Here is a 16,034-nt window from a genome sequence, read left to right as displayed (position 1 = left end):
GGTCGCGGCGGACGCGACCGAGTAAGGCAAGCATAACCTTCACTCGGGTGTGGCTCTGGGCCGGGCGTTCCAGTAGCCCTGCCCGTGGACGCGCTCCGGGTCGATCCCGTGGTCGGTCGTCGCAGCGCGCAGGAGGGGGATCCGGGTGCTCTCGGTCACCAGCCAGGCGGCGAAGCCGGTGCCCAGTGTCGCCGCCGACGAGCCGTGGGTGCGGAGCCACTGTTCGACGCCGGCGACGAGCGCGTCACCGCCCGCCTGCCCGGCCCGTTCATGGACGTCGACCGTGTGACGCTCGAGCAGGGGCTCGAGCAAGGCGGTGTCGGCGGGGTCGCCGAGCTCGAGGAGGACGTGGGCGCGGACGTCGTCGTCGAGGGAACGCAGGATCCCGTGGACGGCGGGGAAGGCCGTCTCGTCCGCGGCGATGAGGACGGTCGTCGCGGTACCGGGTGCCCACTGGACACCGTGTGTCGGGTCGCCGCGACGGACGTCCGGCCCTGAGACGAGCAACCGGTCGCCCACCCGCGCCCCGAGTGCCCATCGACTGGCCGGGCCGGCCGGTTCATGGACGAACACGTCGAGGTCGACCTCCTGCTGCGCCGGCCTGACGCGGTGGGCGGTGTAGCTGCGCATCACCGGGCGGTCCGCGGGTGGGAGTGCGCGCCAGGCCCGCCGCCACGCGTGCTCCGGCAGACCGTCGTGGAGTTCGTCCGGGTAGGCGCCGTCCTCTCCCGGCAGCAGGATCTTGATCCGCTGGTCCCGCTCGTACGGGGCGAAGTCGGCGAGCGAGGCACCGGCCAGGGTGAGGCGGACGAAGCCGGGCGACAGTCGTTCCGTGCGGTCCACGACGGTGTCGAACAGGATGTTCGGCGAGTGCAGGAACGGGACGGGCATCGCATCGAGTCTAGGAGGACCCGGCTGCGGCGTGCCGGGTCCTCCGTCGTTCACCCGCGGCGGACGGCGCGTGCGATCACGGCGCAGAGGGGGATGGCGACGACGGTCAGCGCGGCCGCTGCCGGGAGGAGCAGGGCCGGGCCCCAGGTGCCGAGGACGATCCCGCCGACCGCCCCGCCGGTGGCGATCGAGCAGTTCCACACCGTGACGAGCGCCGACTGGGCCGCGTCCGCAGCGTTCCCGGCGACCCGGGCGATCGCGACCTGGAAGAGCACGGAGTAGGCGCCGAAGGCGAGCCCCCAGCCTGCCGCGGCGAGGAGGAGGACGACGACCGGGGGATCCCAGGCCACGACGGCGAGGCCGACGGTCCCGAGGAGGGCGGCCGCGAGGATGGTCGTCCCGAGGCGCAGGTTCGCCAGCCGTCCGGCGCCGAGCGTCCCGACGACCGACGCCACACCGAAGGTGGCGAGGAGCAACCCGAGCGGCACGGGCGTCCCGCGGGAGGACAGGACCGGTGCGAGGTAGGTGTACGCGATGTTCTGGCCGATGATGCAGACGGCGAGGGCGACGAGGATCGTGACGACCGCGGGGCTGCGGAGCGCCGCACCCATGCGCGTCGAACGCCCGGGGGCGCTGCCTGCCACGCGAGGAGCGACGACGACCGCGAGGACGCCGAGGAGCGCGGTGGTGGCGGCGACGATCCCGAACACCGCGCGCCAACCGAACTCCTCACCGAGGACCGCGCCGGCCGGGACGCCGAGCGCGAAGCCGAGCGTGGCACCGGACAGCACGATGCCGAGGGTGGAACCGAACCGCTCCGGGGCGGTGAACCCGCGCGTGTACCCCGGGAGCATCGCCCAGACGACGCCGGCCACGAGACCCGCGACGAACCGGGTCGCGAGATGCGTGAGCAGGTCGGGCGCGACGGCCGTGCCGGCGTTCGCGAGCGCCGAGACGACCAGGGCGAGCAGCACGACCGTCCGGCGGTCGAGCTTCGCGAGCGCACGGCTGAGCGGGATCGCGGCGACGATGCAACCGAGTGCGAAGACGGCGACGCTCTGGCCCGCGATCGACTCCGAGACGCCCAGGCCGGCGGCCATCGCAGGGAGGACCCCGGCCGGGAGCACCTCGGTGAGAAGTGTCACGAAACCGACGGCGGCGAGGAGCAGCGCGGTCGGGAGGGGAGAGCGGGTTCGGGTGGCAGGAGGGGTCGTGGATCGTGTCGTGCGCACGCTGTCGGTGGTCATGTCGGTGAGTCTCCCGGCCTGCCACTGGTGGCAGGGTCAAGTCGACGAGGATGTCCCGGGAATATCCTCCCGGCACCGACGGCTGCTCCAAGAGGACACAACTCGGTCGAAGGGGTCTTGCATGCGCATCGGCGAACTGGCGGCGGCCACCGGGAGCACGCCGCGGCTGCTCCGGTATTACGAGCAACAGGGGTTGCTGCGCCCGACCCGCTGCCCGAACGGGTACCGCGAGTACGGGGACCACCTCGTCGCGAAGGTGCAGCGCATCCGCGAGCTGATCGCCGTCGGCATGCCGACCGCACTCATCCTCCAGGTCCTGCCCTGCTTCGAGGACGACGACACGATCTACCAGGTGACGCCCTCGGCGGAGGTGCTGGAGCGGTTGCTCGAGCACCGTGAGCGGCTGGACGCGAAGCTCGGCTGCATCCAGGAGAGCCGGGACGCCATCGACGTCTACCTCCACCGCGTCGGCGGCATCGTGGTCTGAGTCGGCTGGGTCGACTGAGTCGGCTGGGTAGGCTCGGCGCATGTCACTCGATCCGTACTACCGCGACCGCCTGAGCCTCTTCGACGGGTTCTCGAACACCGATCGTTCCGCCGCCGGCGGGACGCTCGACGAGGCGTTCCAGGAACGACTCGCAGACTACGGCGACGACGGGCCGTGGAGTCCGTCGAGCGACGTGGTGATCACCGACGAGGCCGTCGACGGTCCGCACGGTACGGTCCCGATCCGGCGCTACGTCCCGGCAGACCCCGGTGGTGTCGCCCTCCTCTGGGTGCACGGCGGCGGCTTCGCGGCGGGGACGCTCGACTGGCCGGAGGCGCACGTCGTGAGCGCCGAACTGGCGGCGCGGGCGGGCGCCGAGGTCGTCTCCGTCGACTACCGCCTGGCAGAGGGCACCACGCGATACCCGGTGCCGCTCGACGACGTGCTCGCGGTCTGGGAGCAGCTCGACGACGAGCGGTCGGCCGTTCCCGGTGCACGGACGGCCATCGGTGGAGCCAGCGCCGGAGCGGCCCTCGCGCTCGCCGCGTCGCTCCGCAGCGATCGTCGCGCGGACGCCGTGCTGCTGGCCTACCCGTTCCTGCACGCCGCCGTGCCAGCCCTGCCCGCGGACGTCCTGGCCGAGATGGCGGTCCTCCCAGACTTCATGCGGTTCCCGACCGAGTCGATCGACTGGATGGTCGAGAACTACGTCGGTCGATTGGAGGACGTGCCCGAGCTCGCCCTGCCGGGAATCGTCCCCGTGACCCCGGACCGCCCGCCGCTGTCGGTCCTGCTCTCGGAGTTCGACGACCTCCGGCCGTCGGGGGAGCTGCTCATCGCGGCGTCGGAGGCCGCCGGTGCACCCGTCCGCAGTCGGCTCGAGCCGGGCGTCCTCCACGGCCATCTCAATCGCCATCCGGTCGCGCCAGGCGTCTCCCCGTCGCTGGACTGGCTGGCCGACGGGCTACGCGCCATGGGGAACCACGCCGGCTGAGTCTTGCGTGATCCTCGTCAGCGGGCATACTGGAGTCACACTCCGTTCCCGAACGGAGTTCGGTTTTCGCTTCCGGCTCGCCTGAGCCCGGGTGATCCCGACGCCGCCCCACTCACTGACGAGAAACGGACCACCCATGAGCGAGCACGAATCGGCGCTGCCCTACCGCGACGCGAGCCTGCCGGTGGAGGACCGGGTGGAGGACCTCCTCGGACGGATGACCGTCGCCGAGAAGGCCGGCATGCTCTTCCAGACGATGATCGCCCCTGGCCCCATCGACGAGGCGAACCCGCACATGGGACTCGCGAGCGGCGAGCACATGATCGGCGAGCAGCTCATGTCCCACTTCAACGTCCTCGGCACCGCGCCCGACACGACGGCCCTCGCCGAGTGGACCAACGCCCTGCAGGAGCGCGCGTCGCGCACGCGACTCGGCATCCCGGTCACGCTGTCGACCGACCCGCGCAACCACTTCACCGACAACGTGGGGACGGCGGCCCGTGCCGGCGCGTTCTCGCAGTGGCCCGAGACGCTCGGCCTCGCGGCGATCGGATCGGCCGACCTCGTCGAGGCGTTCGCCGACACCGCGCGGCAGGAGTACCTCGCGGTCGGGATCCGGCTGGCGCTGCACCCGCAAGTCGACCTCGCGACTGAACCGCGCTGGTCGCGCATCGGCGGCACCTTCGGCGAGGACGCCGAGCTCAGTGCCGAACTCGTCGCCGGCTACATCCGAGGGTTCCAGGGCGCCGAACTCGGGCCGCAATCGGTCTCCACGATGACGAAGCACTTCCCGGGTGGTGGGCCCCAGCTCGACGGGGAGGACCCGCACTTCGCCTACGGACGCGAACAGGTGTACCCCGGCGACAACTTCGACTACCACCTCATCCCGTTCCGCGCCGCGATCGCCGCCGGAGCCGCGCAGATGATGCCGTACTACGGGATGCCCGTCGGGACCGAGCACGAGGAGGTCGCGTTCGCCTTCAACCACGGGATCATCACGGGGCTCCTCCGCGAGGAGCTCGGGTTCGCAGGCATCGTCTGCACCGACTGGGGACTCGTCACCGACACGTCGATCATGGGACAGGACATGCCCGCGCGGGCCTGGGGCCTGGAACACCTCGACGAGCTGTCCCGGGTCGAGCGCATCCTGCAGGCCGGCTGCGACCAGTTCGGCGGCGAGGCCCGACCCGAGCTCGTCGTCGAACTCGTCGAGCAGGGACGTGTCACCGAGGATCGCATCGACGCTTCGGTGCGCCGACTGCTGCGCGAGAAGTTCGTGCTCGGGCTCTTCGAGCAGCCGTACGTCGACGCGGGCGCCGCGAGTGGGATCGTCGGCCGCGCGGACTTCGTCGCCGCCGGCGAGGCCGCACAGCGCCGCGCGTTCACCGTCCTGACGAACGTGGAGGAGACCCTGCCGGTGCGCTCGCCGCGTCCCCGGTTGTACCTGGAGGGCGTCGATCCCGAGCTCGCGGGCGCGTACGGCGAGATCGTCGCGGACCCGGCTTCGGCGGACGTCGCCCTCGTGCGCATGCAGACGCCGTACGAACCGCGGCCCGGCGGCTTCGAAGCCATGTTCCACGCCGGATCGCTCGACATCCCGGCCGACGAGGTCGAGCGGTTGCAGACGCTCGCGCTGACGTTGCCGACCGTGCTCGACATGCACCTCGACCGACCGGCGATCCTCACCGGGGTGGCGGATGCGGTCGCGGCGCTCGTCGCGAGCTTCGGCGGCAGTGACGCGGCGTTCCTCGACGTCGTCTTCGGCCGGGCGCTGCCCGAGGGCCGGCTGCCGTTCGACCTGCCCCGCTCGATGGCGGCCGTCGAGGCGAGTCGGTCCGACGTCCCCTACGACACCGAGGACCCGATCTTCCGCTTCGGCCACGGCCTCACGTACCCCGCCGGTCCCTGAGCCCCCGTCCCCGGTCCCTGAGCTTGTCGAAGGGCGTCCGGGTGCACCTCTCCCGGTCCCTGAGCCCCCCCCCTTCCGGTCCCTGAGCTTGTCGAAGGGCGGCGTCTTCTCGTGTGCCCTTCGACAGGCTCAGGGAGCGGTTCTCCGTGTGCGGTTTCTTCGTACTCGGGGGTGGCTTCCCCCGGTCCGTGAATGCCCCTCCGGCCCCGGAGCATTTCTTCCGGTCCCGGTGCACTTCTTCCGGTCCCTGAGCTTGTCGAAGGGCGGCGTCTTCTCGTGTGCCCTTCGACAGGCTCAGGGAGCGGTTCTCCGTGTGCGGTTTCTTCGTACTCGGGGGTGGCTTCCCCCGGTCCGTGAATGCCCCTCCGGCCCCGGAGCATTTCTTCCGGTCCCGGTGCACTTCTTCCGGTCCCTGAGCTTGTCGAAGGGCGTCAGCGCTCGGAACCGCGCAGCTCCAGACGCACGTCCAGCGTGTGGGTCACGGGCGGGCCCGCCTCGCCTGCGATGAGTCCGAGGAGGGTCTCCGCCGCGACCCGGCCCATGAGCGCGACGTTCTGCGCCACCACCGACACCGCCGGGGACACGAGCGGTGCCGCCTCGAAGTCGTCGAACCCCACGAGCGGCAGCCGTCGCCCGGCCGTCGCGAACGCCTGCATGGCCCCGATCGCGGCCCGGTTGTTCGCTGCGAACACCGCGTCGACCTCACCCGACGCCAGGAACCCCGCCACGACCGCCGCAGCGTCCTCGACGGAGTGTGCGCCGTCGGAGACGATCGGCTCGATCGGACCCGTCCCCGTCGCGCCGCCGAGATCGGCCTCGGCGAGCGCCCGGTGGTAGCCGGCCAGTCGCTCGCGCATCGTGTACAGCTCGAGTGAGTCGCCGAGGAACGCGACCCGACGTGCACCCGCGGCGAGCATGGCCGCGGTCGCCCGGGTCGCCCCGCCCGCGTTGTCGGCGAGCACCGTGTGCACCTCGACCGACTCGAGCGGCCCGGTCGGTCGGTCGACGAGCACCATCGGGACGTGCACGATCGTGCTCGTGGCCCAGGACGTGGTCGCCTGCCGTGGTGGCACGACGACGAGGCCGTCCACGCGTTGTGCGACCAGCCGGTCGACGAGGAGGCGGTGCCGGCCGGCGTCCTCCTCGGAGCTCGCGGACATCAGCAGGTAGCCGTGTTCCGTGCACACGCGCTCCACCGAGCGTGCCAACACCGAGTAATAGGGGTTCGCCAGGTCGCTGATGATCAGCCCGACGACCTTGCTCGACCGGCCGGGCCGGATGCTCGCGGCCGCCAGGTTGTGTCGGTAGCCGAGGGCCTCGATCGCCGCGCCGATCCGTTCCGACAGCTCCTGGTTGATGTTCGTCGCGCCGTTCACGTACCGCGACACCGTCTTCAGCCCGACCCCGGCTGCCGCGGCGACATCGTTCATGGTCGGGGGTCGGGAGCTGCGCATGCTCACCATCCTGGCGTATGGGGGATCACTCGACCGGCTCGCCCGCCCCCGCGACCGCGAAGCGACCGCTGAGTCCGGGTCGCAGTCGGGTGATCTCGGCCGCCGTCGGACGGCGTCCCGCGATCGTCGCTGCGGCACTCGCGCCCGCGAGTTCGGCCGCTTCCGCCGGTGCGGCACCGTGTGACATCGCGAAGAGCAGGCCGGCGGTCGACGCGTCCCCGGCGCCGTTGGTCGACACGAACGCGGGTGCGGGGACGGGCGGCGCGACGAGGTCGACGTCGGCCCAGGCCTCGGCGAGCGGTGCGAGCATCCGTCCGCCCGAACGCAGGCGGTCGACACCGGCGGCCCGGAGGAGCAGACCGTCCTCGCCGGCCGAGATCGCCACGACTCCGGCACCCCATGCGAGCAGCAGGTCGGCGAAGGCCGCCGCTTGGGCCAGGGGCGATGCGCTGGTTCCGGCCGGCAGGCGGAGCGTGCCGAGCGCCGAACGCAGGTCGTCGACGCTCGGACTCACGATGTCGGTCAGCGGCAGGGTGCGCCGGAGGATCGCCTCCCAGTCGAGTCCGCCGACGGCGCTCGTGGGGTCGACGACGGCGAGGTCCATCGAGGTGGTGGCACCGTGTCGGTGGATCCGTTCGAGCAGTTTCGCGAGGGGCGCCGCGTCGTCGGCGACGATCCCGGGGAGCAGCGGGGGATAGCCGAGGTGGACGAGGTCGGCGTCGCCGACGGCCAGGTGTTCGCCGGTGAACACCTCGTTCGCGCCCGTATGGTGCCAGAAGGTGCGGTCGAGGCCGGCGGGCTCGACGACGACGCTGTAGGAGGTCGCGGCCCGGTCGGTGACCTCGAGCGCCGGGTGCAGCCGCTCGTGCGCGGCGATGCGCGACGCGACGATCGCGCCGAGCTCGTCGTCGCCGACGGTCGCGTGGAGGCGGACCGTGCTCCCGAGGTCGGCGAGGGCCAGGCCGGTGTTCGCGACGCAGCCGCCGAGGGAGATGCGGAGCGGGCCGGTGTCGATGAGGGCGCCCGGATCGATGCGTGCGCTCGCGCTCAGCCCTGGCGACAGGTCGACGCAGATGTGACCGGCGACGACGATCTCGCCCATGGACCCTCCGTTCTTCGCCCCGGGGTGACCCGACGCAAGCTAGACAACGTTGTCTCAGGCCACTACTGTGACACACCGAGGGACGATTCGGAAACCCTCCCCGTCACGATCAGGAGCCGCCGCAATGTCGCTGTACCGCCTCAATCGTCTCTTCAACGCCCGATCCGGTCGCGCGCTCGACGTCGCCGTCGACCACGGGTTCTTCGGCGAGCGTTCGTTCATCACCGGTATCGAGGACATGGGCGAGGTCGTCCGCACCCTCGTCGCCGCGGGCCCGGACGCCGTCCAGCTGACCCTCGGCCAGGCCCGTCTCCTGCAGCAGGTCCCCGGCAAGGACAAGCCGGCGCTCGTCCTGCGCACGGACGTCGCGAACGTCTACGGCAACCCGCTCGACTCGATCCTCTACAGCCACCACGTCCCCCACGCGATCGAGGAGGCCGTCCGGCTCGACGCCGTCGCCGTGTGCGTCAACCTCATGCAGATCCCCGACCACCCCGAGGTCCGCGAGGCGAACATCCGCTCGATCATGGCCCTGCGCCGCGAAGCGACCCGGTACGGGATGCCGCTCATGATCGAACCGCTCGTCATGCAGGACAACATGACGGCCGGCGGGTACCAGGTCGACGGCGACATCGAGAAGATCGTCACCCTCGTGCGCCAGGCGGTCGAACTCGGCGCCGACCTCATCAAGGCCGACCCGAGTAGCGACATCACCGAGTACGCGCGCGTCGTGCAGGTCGCCGGAGACATCCCCGTCCTCGTCCGTGGTGGCGGTCGCGTCGACGACCGGACCCTGCTGGAGCGCACGGTCGCCGTCCTCGACGCCGGGGTCAGCGGCATCGTCTACGGCCGCAACATCATCCAGCACGAGCACCCGGCCGCCATCACCGCGGCACTCATGGCGGTGCTGCACGACGGCGCCGACGCCGATGCCGGCCTCGCGATCCTCGAGGCGGCTCGCGCATGAGCGCCGACCAGGTGACGGCCGACCGGGCGACGGCGGAGCGCGTCAACGTCGCGATCATCGGCGGCGGACTCATGGGGCGCGAGATCGCCGCGGCCATCCAACGCTGGCCGGCACTCATCGACCACCCGGTGCGACCGCGACTGACCGCCGTCTGCGACATCAACCCGGCGGCGCTCGACTGGTTCGACGAGATCGACACGGTCGTCACGAAGACCACGGATTACCACGAGCTGCTCGCCGACCCGTCGGTGGACGTCGTCTACGTGGCCGTGCGTCACGACCTCCACGAGCAGATCTACACCGACGTCATCCGCGCTGGGAAGGGTCTCCTGGCGGAGAAGCCGTTCGGGATCGACGCGGCGGCCGCGCAGTCCGTCCTCGCGGCGATGGCCGAGCACCCGGAGAGTTTCGTCCGGTGTTCGAGTGAGATGCCGTTCTTCCCGGGTGCGCAGCTGGCGATCGACTACGTGCGATCCGGAGCGCTCGGCACGATCGTCGAGGCGCGCAACAGTTTCCTGCACTCGAGCGACATCGATCGGGGCAAGCAGATCAACTGGAAGCGCCAGACGCAGTTTTGCGGTGAGGCCGGCGTGATGAACGACCTCGGGATGCACACCTGGCACGTGCCGTTGCGGCTCGGCTGGGCACCCGAGAGCGTGTACGGGGTGCTGCAGAACATCGTCACCGAGCGTCCCGGCCCCGATGGTTCGCTCGTGCCGTGCGACACCTGGGACAACGCCGTGCTGCACAGCTGGGCGACCCACGACGGTGTCCGCTTCCCGCTGACGACGGAGACGAAGCGCATCGATCCCGGGCAGAAGAACACGTGGGAGTTCGAGGCGATCGGTCTCGACGGCGGGGTCCGGTTCAGTACGAAGAACCCGAAGCTCGTCGAGGTGTTCGCGATGCGGGACATCCCGGGTGGCGGTCGGGAGCAGGTGTGGCAGCAGCTCGACGCGGGCAGCCAGTCGGTGTGGCCGACGGTGACCGGGCCGAACTTCGAGTCCGGGTTCTCCGACACGATCCTGCAGATGTGGGCCGTGTTCCTCGCCGAGCGGCACGGTTCGCTCGGCGACCGCTTCGGGGCCGCACGTCCTGAGGAGGCAGCACTCACCCACGACATCTACCGAGCGGCGATCCGCTCCCACGAGGAGGGTCGCGCGATCGCGCTGTGACGTGCGCATCGGCTGGGAGGCCACCCGATCGTCTCCCAGCCGGGAGCGCGCGGGCCGGCCCTGAGCTTGTCGAAGGGCGTTCCCGGTCCGCACACCTGTCCGGTCCCTGTTCGCTCGCCTCTCGGGCCCCTGGGCCTGTCGAAGGGCGGTCCCTGACAGCCCAACCAATCGGTCCCTGAGCTTGTCGAAGGGCGGGGTCTTGCCGTGTGCCCTTCGACAGGCTCAGGGACCGGGTTGGAGTCGGTCGTTTCTGAACGGCCGGTCCTTGTCTGCTCACTCGGCCGGTCCCTGCCAGCTCAACCGATCGGTCCCTGAGCTTGTCGAAGGGTGGGGTCTTGCCGTGTGCCCTTCGACAGGCTCAGGGACCGGGGTTGGAGTTGATCGTTTCTGAACGGTCAGTCCCTGTCCGCTCACTCGGCCGGTCCTTGCCAGCCCAACCGTTCGGTCCTTGCCGGCCCACCCGTTCGGTCCTTGCCGGCCCACCCGTTCGGTCCTTGCCGCCGCACCCGTTCGGTCCCTGCCAGCCCAACCGTTCGGTCCCTGAGCTTGTCGAAGGGTGGGGTCTGTTCGTGTGCCCTTCGACAGGCTCAGGGACCGGCCACCGGGTCCGTTCCGGGTTCTGGATCGCGCCGGGCGGTGATCCGCGAGCAGCTGAGACGCGGGAGGTCGTCGAACCGCCCGTCGATCACGGCCTGCTTCTTCGCCCGGCTCCACCCCTGAAGACGTTTCTCGATGAAGAATGCGTCGTCCACGCGGTCGTACTCGGCCGACCAGACGAGTGTGACGGGCAGCCGCTCGCGGGTGTAGGTCGCTCCGAGGCCGTCCATGTGCTCGGCGATTCGTCGAGCGAGGTCGATGGTGCTGCCGGTGTAGAAGGATCCGTCGGCGCATTTGAGGATGTAGACGTGGGGCATCCGGGAAGCCTCGCAGGACCTCGATCCTGTCGGTCTGCGCTGACGTCCGACGGTGGACGCTCTCGGATCACGGGGGAGTTGTGGAGGACCGTCGCTCGACCCTGCCGCTTCGCCCGATCGGTCCCTGAGCTTGTCGAGGGGCGAGGTCTGTTCGTGCGCCCTTCGACAGGCTCAGGGACCGGGTCGGAGTCGGTCGTTTCCGAACGGCCGGTCGCTGTCTGCTCACTCGGCCGGTCCCTGCCAGCCCAACCGATCGGTCCCTGAGCTTGTCGAAGGGCGAGGTTTTGCCGTGTGCCCTTCGACAAGCTCAGGGACCGGGGTCGGAGTCGGCCGTTTGTTCGACCAACCGGTCGGTCCTTGCCAGGCCAATCGTTCGGTCCCTGAGCTTGTCGAAGGGGCGGGGTTTTGCCGTGCGCCCTTCGACAGGCTCAGGGACCGGGGTTGGAGGCCGGTGTCGGCGGGGTGGGGGACACTCGGGAGATGCCCCACAGACGATGCGTACAACCCGGGTGTGACGCCGCGACACCGGTCGACGCGCCCGTCGCGCTCTGCGAGGATCACCTGGCCCTCGCCGCCGACTGGGCGGAGCGCCGTTGGGGTGTGGTCGACGCCCTGCCGTCGCCGTGCATCATGTGTGGCTCGCGGCTCGGCCGTCACTACCCGTCCGCTTGGTTGTGCGCCGCGTGCGAGTGGCAGCAGGGGGACGTGCCCGACGACGACCTCGCCCGGCCACGGATCGACGTCGTCTACTACCTCCGTCACGGCGACCGCGTCAAGATCGGCACCACGACGAACCCTCGCCAGCGGTTCGCCGCGATCTGGCACGACGAACTGCTCGCCCTCGAACGCGGCGACCGGCACGTCGAGCGTGCGCGTCACGAACAGTTCGCCCGCGAGCGCCTCGAACGCTCCGAATGGTTCACGGGGTCGCCTCGACTGCTCGCCCACATCGCCTCGGTCGCCCGCGACGTCGACCCCTGGGACTGCTACAGCCGCTGGCTCAGCGAGGCCGCGGCACTGCGTGGGCGATAGCCCCTCCGGCGAGCACCGCGCTCGGAGTACGCTCAGCGCGTGTGCACTCGAATCTTCTGGAACGACAACGCGGTCGCCAAGACGGTCAGCCGCTGCATGGACTGGTCGGAGAGCGACGAACCCGAGCTGTGGTTCGTCCCGAGCGGTACCGACCGAGGTGGCACGGGCGACGCCACTTCACACCGGTGGACCTCCCGGTACGGCAGTGTCGTCACGAGCATGTGGGGGATGGGGACCGTCGACGGCCTGAACACGGCGGGTCTCGGGGCGCACGCGCTCTACCTCGACCCGGAGGACGTGACGTTCGCCGAGCCCGACGGCCGTCCGACGGTCTCGAACGCGCTGTGGGTGCAGTACCTCCTCGACACCTATGGGTCGGTCGCCGAAGCGATCGCCGACATCGACACCGTCCGCATCACGTCCCCGATGTTCCGCGGCCTCCAGATGGGGATCCACATCGCGCTCGAGGACGCCTCGGGTGACTCCGCGATCATCGAGCCGATCGACGGCCGGCTCGTCGTCCACCACGGTCGCGAGTTCACCGTCATGGCCAATTCGCCGAGCCTCGACGAGCAGATCGCCAACCGCGACCGCTACCGCCCGTTCGGTGGCGAGCTCCCGCCTCCCGGGGACATCACCTCGGTCGACCGGTTCGTCCGCGCGTCCTACTTCCTCCACTACCTGCCGGAGCCGGCCGACACCGTTGAGGCGGTGGCTGGTGTGTTCCAGCTCATCGCGAACGTGTCGGTGCCGTATGGCGCGCCGTATTCGACGGGCGACGTGTACCCGACGTGGTGGCGGGCCGGGGCGGACCTCACGAACCGGGTGTACTACTTCGGCTCGACACGGAGTCCGAACATCTTCTGGATCGAGCTCGACGAACTCGCGGACGTCGGCGAGGTCCGTCGCCTCGACCCGCGCGACCCGAGCCGCGTCGGCGACCAGACGGCGGAGCTCGCGCCGGCGACGTTGAGCTACTAGGCCGGCCGGTTTCGTTTCCCGAGCCGGTCGAGTGTTCGGGGCGTTCGCGTGGCGCCCTTCGACAGGCTCAGGGACCGAGATGGTTCAGGGGCCGGGGACTTGGCGGCTAGGCCGGGGACTTGACGGCTCGGCCGGGGCGGCTCGGAGCCGGCGACTCAGCGCACCGCGGGCGATACCCGGCATGAGTCGCGCTCGACGAGGTGCACCGGGAGGACCGTGCTCCGGCGGTATCGCGCGTCGGGGCGGTCGAGGCGGTCGATGATCCGTTCCGCAGCGAGTCGGCCGAGGGCCTCCGGGTCCTGCGTGATCACGGAGACCGACGGCCGCAGGAGCTCGGCCAAGGGGAAGTCTCCGAACGCGACCAGTGGGAGCGGTTGCTCGGCGAGTGCGGGCAGCAACGCCATCGTGCAGACGGCGTTCGACGAGAAGAGGGCCGTCGCCTGAGAGCCGACCGCCGCCAGCGCACGCGCCGCCCCCTCGCGGGTCGCCGCGCCGAGGGCGATGAGTTCCTCGTCGGCGGGCAGCCCGGCTTCGGCGAGTGCCGCCCGGTACCCGCGCAGCCGCTCGGCGGTCGTCGGCAGGGCCAGCTGGTCGCCGACGAAGGCGATCCGGCGGTGGCCATGCTCGACGAGGTGGGTCGTCGCCGCGAACGCCCCACCGAAGTCGTCCTGCGTGAACGCGTCGGCGGCGAGGCCACCCGGCGCGCGGTCGACGAACACGAACGGCGTCCGCGACGCCCACGCGGCCAGGGAGCTCTGGTCGTCGCCGATCGGCGCGAGCACCACTCCGGCTAGCTGACGCCGGAGCATCGGCTCGAGGACCGCGCGCTCGCGGTCCGGGTCGTCGCCGAGGCTCGTGACGAGCGTCGACATGTCGTGATCGCGCGCCGTCCGCTCCACCGCACGGGCGATCTCGGCGAAGAACGGGTCGACGATGTCGGGGACGGCGACCCCGATGACCGACGGGCGGCCCGAGCGGAACGCCGTCGCCAGGGAGTTCGGCACGTAGTCGAGCTCCCGCATGATCGACTCGACCCGTTCTCGGGTCGCCGGGAGGACGTGCGGGTCGTCGTTGAAGACCCGCGAGACCGTCTTCGCGCTCACACCGGCGGCTGCGGCGATCTGGCGCATCGTGGCCATGCTCGGGTCCCTCCCGTTCGGTCCTGCCGGATCGGGTCAGCGCGCGGTGTAGCCGCCGTCGATCGGCAGCGAGACGCCTGAGATCATGCCGGCGGCGTCGCTCAGCAGGAAGGTGATCGGGCCGGCGATGTCGTCCTCGGTGGCCCACTTGCCGAGCGGCATCGCCTCGAGGAAGGGGCCTTCGATGTCGGGCCGACCCCAGTACCAGGCGGACATCGGCGTCATCACGACGGTCGGGTTGACGGCGTTGACCCGGATGCCGTACTTGCCGAGTTCCAGGGCGGAGACCCGCGTGATGTTGTCGAGCGCAGCCTTCGAGGATCCGTAGGAGATGTGGCCGGAGAGGGCGACGAGGCTCGCCTGGCTGGAGACGTTCACGATCGCGCCGCCGCGTTCCTGGCGGATCATCTCGCGGGACGCGTACTTGGTGACGAGCAGCGACCCACGTGCGTTGATGCTGATGACCTTGTCGAACACGTCGATGTCGGTCTCCTGTGGGGAAGCGATCTCGCCGCCCCAACCGCCGGAGTTCACGACGCCCCAGATGTCGCGTCCCTCGATCGCGTCGCGGATGCTGTCCTCCGAGGTGAGGTCGAAGGGCAGCGGTTCGGCACCCGTCTCGGCGGCGATGGCGTCGAGGTGCTCGACGTTGCGACCGGAGGCGATCACCTGCGCGCCCGCTGCGACGAGGTGGCGGACGGTCGCGCCGCCGATGCCGCCGCTCGCTCCCGTGACGAGGATGGTGCGGCCGTTGAAGTCAGTCATGAGGTGGTCCGATCGACGTGATGAGGCCCGTGCGTCGGTGCACCGGGTCGGGAGCATCATAACCACGGAACAGCGGCCATGTCACCCGTGACATGGATTTCGCGAGCGGATCATGACACCGGTGACATTCGGTGTTGACACTTGCATCCCCTGGACCTACCGTGAGTCGGGCGACGGCGCGACCACGACCGGTCGGCTCTGAGGAGAGGTCAGGCATCACGATGAGCGGCACGACGACCACCGCCGGGACCGGCCTCGATGGCTTCGTCGACCTCGACGGCCTCATCGACCACGCACGTTCGCTCGCGTCCACCGGGTCCCGCCGGATACTCGGGATCGTCGGCGCGCCAGGTGCGGGCAAGTCGACCGTCAGCGATGCGCTGGCCGCAGCACTCGGCGACCAGGCCGTCATCGTCGGGATGGACGGCTTCCACCTCGACAACCCCGAGCTCGTCCGCCTCGGGCGACGCGACCGCAAGGGCGCGCCCGACACCTTCGACGTCGATGGCTACATCGCGCTGCTCTCCCGCCTCGCCCGTGCCGGACGCACCGCCGAGTCACCGGGCACATCGATCTACGCACCCCGGTTCGACCGCTCGCTCGAGGCGTCGATCGGCAGTGCCGTCCTCGTCCGCCCCGAGGTGCCGCTCGTGATCACGGAGGGCAACTACCTCCTGTTCGACGACCACGGCTGGCAGGGTGTCGCCGCGCATCTCGACGAGTCCTGGTACGTCGACGTGGACGACGAGGTCCGCCGCGACCGACTCATCGCCCGACGCCTCGGTCACGGCCACCCGCGCGACGAGGCCGAAGCCTGGGTGCTCGGCGTCGACGAGCCGAACGCCCGCCTCGTCGACGCGACCAAGCAACGCGCCACCCGCATCGTCACGCTCGACGCGTCGACGCCGGTGGAGACCGAGTCCACCCACGGCGCCTGACCCACCCTCACCGCTCTCGACCCGCAGCACCCAGCAACC

Annotated in this window: 15 protein-coding genes; 8 read left to right on the top strand and 7 right to left on the bottom strand. The window is 70.6% G+C overall.

What is annotated here, in order from left to right:
• Positions 1 to 39: 39 nt before the first annotated feature.
• The gene (locus CCK91_RS11740; protein ID WP_086474158.1) at positions 40 to 891 is read right to left on the bottom strand and encodes a siderophore-interacting protein; all 852 of its coding nucleotides are present in this window, start codon (positions 889 to 891) and stop codon (positions 40 to 42) included.
• Between the two features lie 50 nt (positions 892 to 941).
• The gene (locus CCK91_RS11735) at positions 942 to 2,138 is read right to left on the bottom strand and encodes an MFS transporter (RefSeq protein ID WP_086474157.1); all 1,197 of its coding nucleotides are present in this window, start codon (positions 2,136 to 2,138) and stop codon (positions 942 to 944) included.
• A 121-nt stretch (positions 2,139 to 2,259) separates the two neighbouring features.
• On the opposite strand from CCK91_RS11735, the gene CCK91_RS11730 reads away from it, so the two are divergent.
• From CCK91_RS11730 to CCK91_RS11720, 3 genes are all read left to right on the top strand, one after another.
• Complete coding sequence (locus tag CCK91_RS11730) at positions 2,260 to 2,625, top strand: MerR family transcriptional regulator (protein ID WP_086474156.1); 366 nt, start codon at positions 2,260 to 2,262, stop codon at positions 2,623 to 2,625.
• A gap of 40 nt (positions 2,626 to 2,665) precedes the next feature.
• The gene (locus CCK91_RS11725; protein WP_086474155.1) at positions 2,666 to 3,619 is read left to right on the top strand and encodes an alpha/beta hydrolase fold domain-containing protein; all 954 of its coding nucleotides are present in this window, start codon (positions 2,666 to 2,668) and stop codon (positions 3,617 to 3,619) included.
• 136 nt (positions 3,620 to 3,755) lie between these two features.
• Entirely contained in the window at positions 3,756 to 5,528 is a 1,773-nt protein-coding gene (locus tag CCK91_RS11720) for a glycoside hydrolase family 3 protein (protein ID WP_086474154.1), read from the top strand.
• Positions 5,529 to 5,959: 431 nt separating this feature from the next.
• Here the strand turns inward: CCK91_RS11720 and CCK91_RS11715 are convergent, their stop codons facing one another.
• On the bottom strand, positions 5,960 to 6,982 hold the full coding sequence (locus CCK91_RS11715) for a LacI family DNA-binding transcriptional regulator (RefSeq protein ID WP_086474153.1): 1,023 nt from the start codon (positions 6,980 to 6,982) through the stop codon (positions 5,960 to 5,962).
• 25 nt (positions 6,983 to 7,007) lie between these two features.
• On the bottom strand, positions 7,008 to 8,084 hold the full coding sequence (locus tag CCK91_RS11710; RefSeq protein WP_086474152.1) for a carbohydrate kinase family protein: 1,077 nt from the start codon (positions 8,082 to 8,084) through the stop codon (positions 7,008 to 7,010).
• Between the two features lie 124 nt (positions 8,085 to 8,208).
• Here CCK91_RS11710 and CCK91_RS11705 point away from each other — a divergent pair, with 124 nt between their 5' ends.
• Both CCK91_RS11705 and CCK91_RS11700 read left to right on the top strand, forming a co-directional pair.
• Positions 8,209 to 9,051, top strand: coding sequence for a class I fructose-bisphosphate aldolase (locus CCK91_RS11705; RefSeq protein ID WP_086474151.1), 843 nt, complete (start codon positions 8,209 to 8,211; stop codon positions 9,049 to 9,051).
• Positions 9,048 to 10,226, top strand: a complete 1,179-nt coding sequence (locus tag CCK91_RS11700) for a Gfo/Idh/MocA family protein (RefSeq protein ID WP_086474150.1) — start codon at positions 9,048 to 9,050, stop codon at positions 10,224 to 10,226. The genes CCK91_RS11705 and CCK91_RS11700 overlap by 4 nt, the downstream gene beginning before the upstream one ends.
• Positions 10,227 to 10,813: 587 nt before the next feature.
• Here CCK91_RS11700 and CCK91_RS11695 read toward each other — a convergent pair.
• Complete coding sequence (locus CCK91_RS11695; protein ID WP_086474149.1) at positions 10,814 to 11,140, bottom strand: GIY-YIG nuclease family protein; 327 nt, start codon at positions 11,138 to 11,140, stop codon at positions 10,814 to 10,816.
• A gap of 480 nt (positions 11,141 to 11,620) precedes the next feature.
• Between CCK91_RS11695 and CCK91_RS11690 the strand changes: the two genes are divergently transcribed.
• Positions 11,621 to 12,172, top strand: coding sequence for a GIY-YIG nuclease family protein (locus CCK91_RS11690; RefSeq protein WP_086474148.1), 552 nt, complete (start codon positions 11,621 to 11,623; stop codon positions 12,170 to 12,172).
• A gap of 39 nt (positions 12,173 to 12,211) precedes the next feature.
• A complete protein-coding gene (locus tag CCK91_RS11685; RefSeq protein WP_086474147.1) occupies positions 12,212 to 13,153 on the top strand; it encodes a linear amide C-N hydrolase in 942 nt (313 codons plus the stop codon).
• A 155-nt stretch (positions 13,154 to 13,308) separates the two neighbouring features.
• On the opposite strand, the gene CCK91_RS11680 is transcribed toward CCK91_RS11685, so the two are convergent.
• Together CCK91_RS11680 and CCK91_RS11675 are read right to left on the bottom strand one after the other, a co-directional pair.
• Positions 13,309 to 14,292, bottom strand: a complete 984-nt coding sequence (locus CCK91_RS11680; protein WP_086474146.1) for a LacI family DNA-binding transcriptional regulator — start codon at positions 14,290 to 14,292, stop codon at positions 13,309 to 13,311.
• Positions 14,293 to 14,328: 36 nt separating this feature from the next.
• Positions 14,329 to 15,057: an SDR family oxidoreductase gene (locus tag CCK91_RS11675; protein ID WP_064296395.1), complete on the bottom strand. Its 729-nt coding sequence runs from the start codon at positions 15,055 to 15,057 to the stop codon at positions 14,329 to 14,331.
• A 221-nt stretch (positions 15,058 to 15,278) separates the two neighbouring features.
• Between CCK91_RS11675 and CCK91_RS11670 the strand changes: the two genes are divergently transcribed.
• The gene (locus tag CCK91_RS11670) at positions 15,279 to 15,995 is read left to right on the top strand and encodes a nucleoside/nucleotide kinase family protein (RefSeq protein ID WP_086474145.1); all 717 of its coding nucleotides are present in this window, start codon (positions 15,279 to 15,281) and stop codon (positions 15,993 to 15,995) included.
• Positions 15,996 to 16,034: the final 39 nt, after the last annotated feature.

This window comes from Plantibacter elymi (nom. nud.), from assembly GCF_900177795.1.
In the GTDB taxonomy this organism is placed as follows: domain Bacteria; phylum Actinomycetota; class Actinomycetes; order Actinomycetales; family Microbacteriaceae; genus Plantibacter; species Plantibacter elymi.
The sequence above is the reverse complement of the archived record's forward strand: the minus strand, read 5'-3'. Positions and strand labels throughout refer to the sequence as shown.

Excerpts from the sequence above, each read along its gene's own strand:
- CCK91_RS11740 (WP_086474158.1), bottom strand. The coding sequence starts at position 891 with ATGCCCGTCCCGTTCCTGCACTCGCCGAACATCCTGTTCGACACCGTC.
- CCK91_RS11735 (WP_086474157.1), bottom strand. The coding sequence starts at position 2,138 with ATGACCACCGACAGCGTGCGCACGACACGATCCACGACCCCTCCTGCC.
- CCK91_RS11730 (WP_086474156.1), top strand. The coding sequence starts at position 2,260 with ATGCGCATCGGCGAACTGGCGGCGGCCACCGGGAGCACGCCGCGGCTG.
- CCK91_RS11725 (WP_086474155.1), top strand. The coding sequence starts at position 2,666 with ATGTCACTCGATCCGTACTACCGCGACCGCCTGAGCCTCTTCGACGGG.
- CCK91_RS11720 (WP_086474154.1), top strand. The coding sequence starts at position 3,756 with ATGAGCGAGCACGAATCGGCGCTGCCCTACCGCGACGCGAGCCTGCCG.
- CCK91_RS11715 (WP_086474153.1), bottom strand. The coding sequence starts at position 6,982 with ATGCGCAGCTCCCGACCCCCGACCATGAACGATGTCGCCGCGGCAGCC.
- CCK91_RS11710 (WP_086474152.1), bottom strand. The coding sequence starts at position 8,084 with ATGGGCGAGATCGTCGTCGCCGGTCACATCTGCGTCGACCTGTCGCCA.
- CCK91_RS11705 (WP_086474151.1), top strand. The coding sequence starts at position 8,209 with ATGTCGCTGTACCGCCTCAATCGTCTCTTCAACGCCCGATCCGGTCGC.
- CCK91_RS11700 (WP_086474150.1), top strand. The coding sequence starts at position 9,048 with ATGAGCGCCGACCAGGTGACGGCCGACCGGGCGACGGCGGAGCGCGTC.
- CCK91_RS11695 (WP_086474149.1), bottom strand. The coding sequence starts at position 11,140 with ATGCCCCACGTCTACATCCTCAAATGCGCCGACGGATCCTTCTACACC.
- CCK91_RS11690 (WP_086474148.1), top strand. The coding sequence starts at position 11,621 with ATGCCCCACAGACGATGCGTACAACCCGGGTGTGACGCCGCGACACCG.
- CCK91_RS11680 (WP_086474146.1), bottom strand. The coding sequence starts at position 14,292 with ATGGCCACGATGCGCCAGATCGCCGCAGCCGCCGGTGTGAGCGCGAAG.
- CCK91_RS11675 (WP_064296395.1), bottom strand. The coding sequence starts at position 15,057 with ATGACTGACTTCAACGGCCGCACCATCCTCGTCACGGGAGCGAGCGGC.
- CCK91_RS11670 (WP_086474145.1), top strand. The coding sequence starts at position 15,279 with ATGAGCGGCACGACGACCACCGCCGGGACCGGCCTCGATGGCTTCGTC.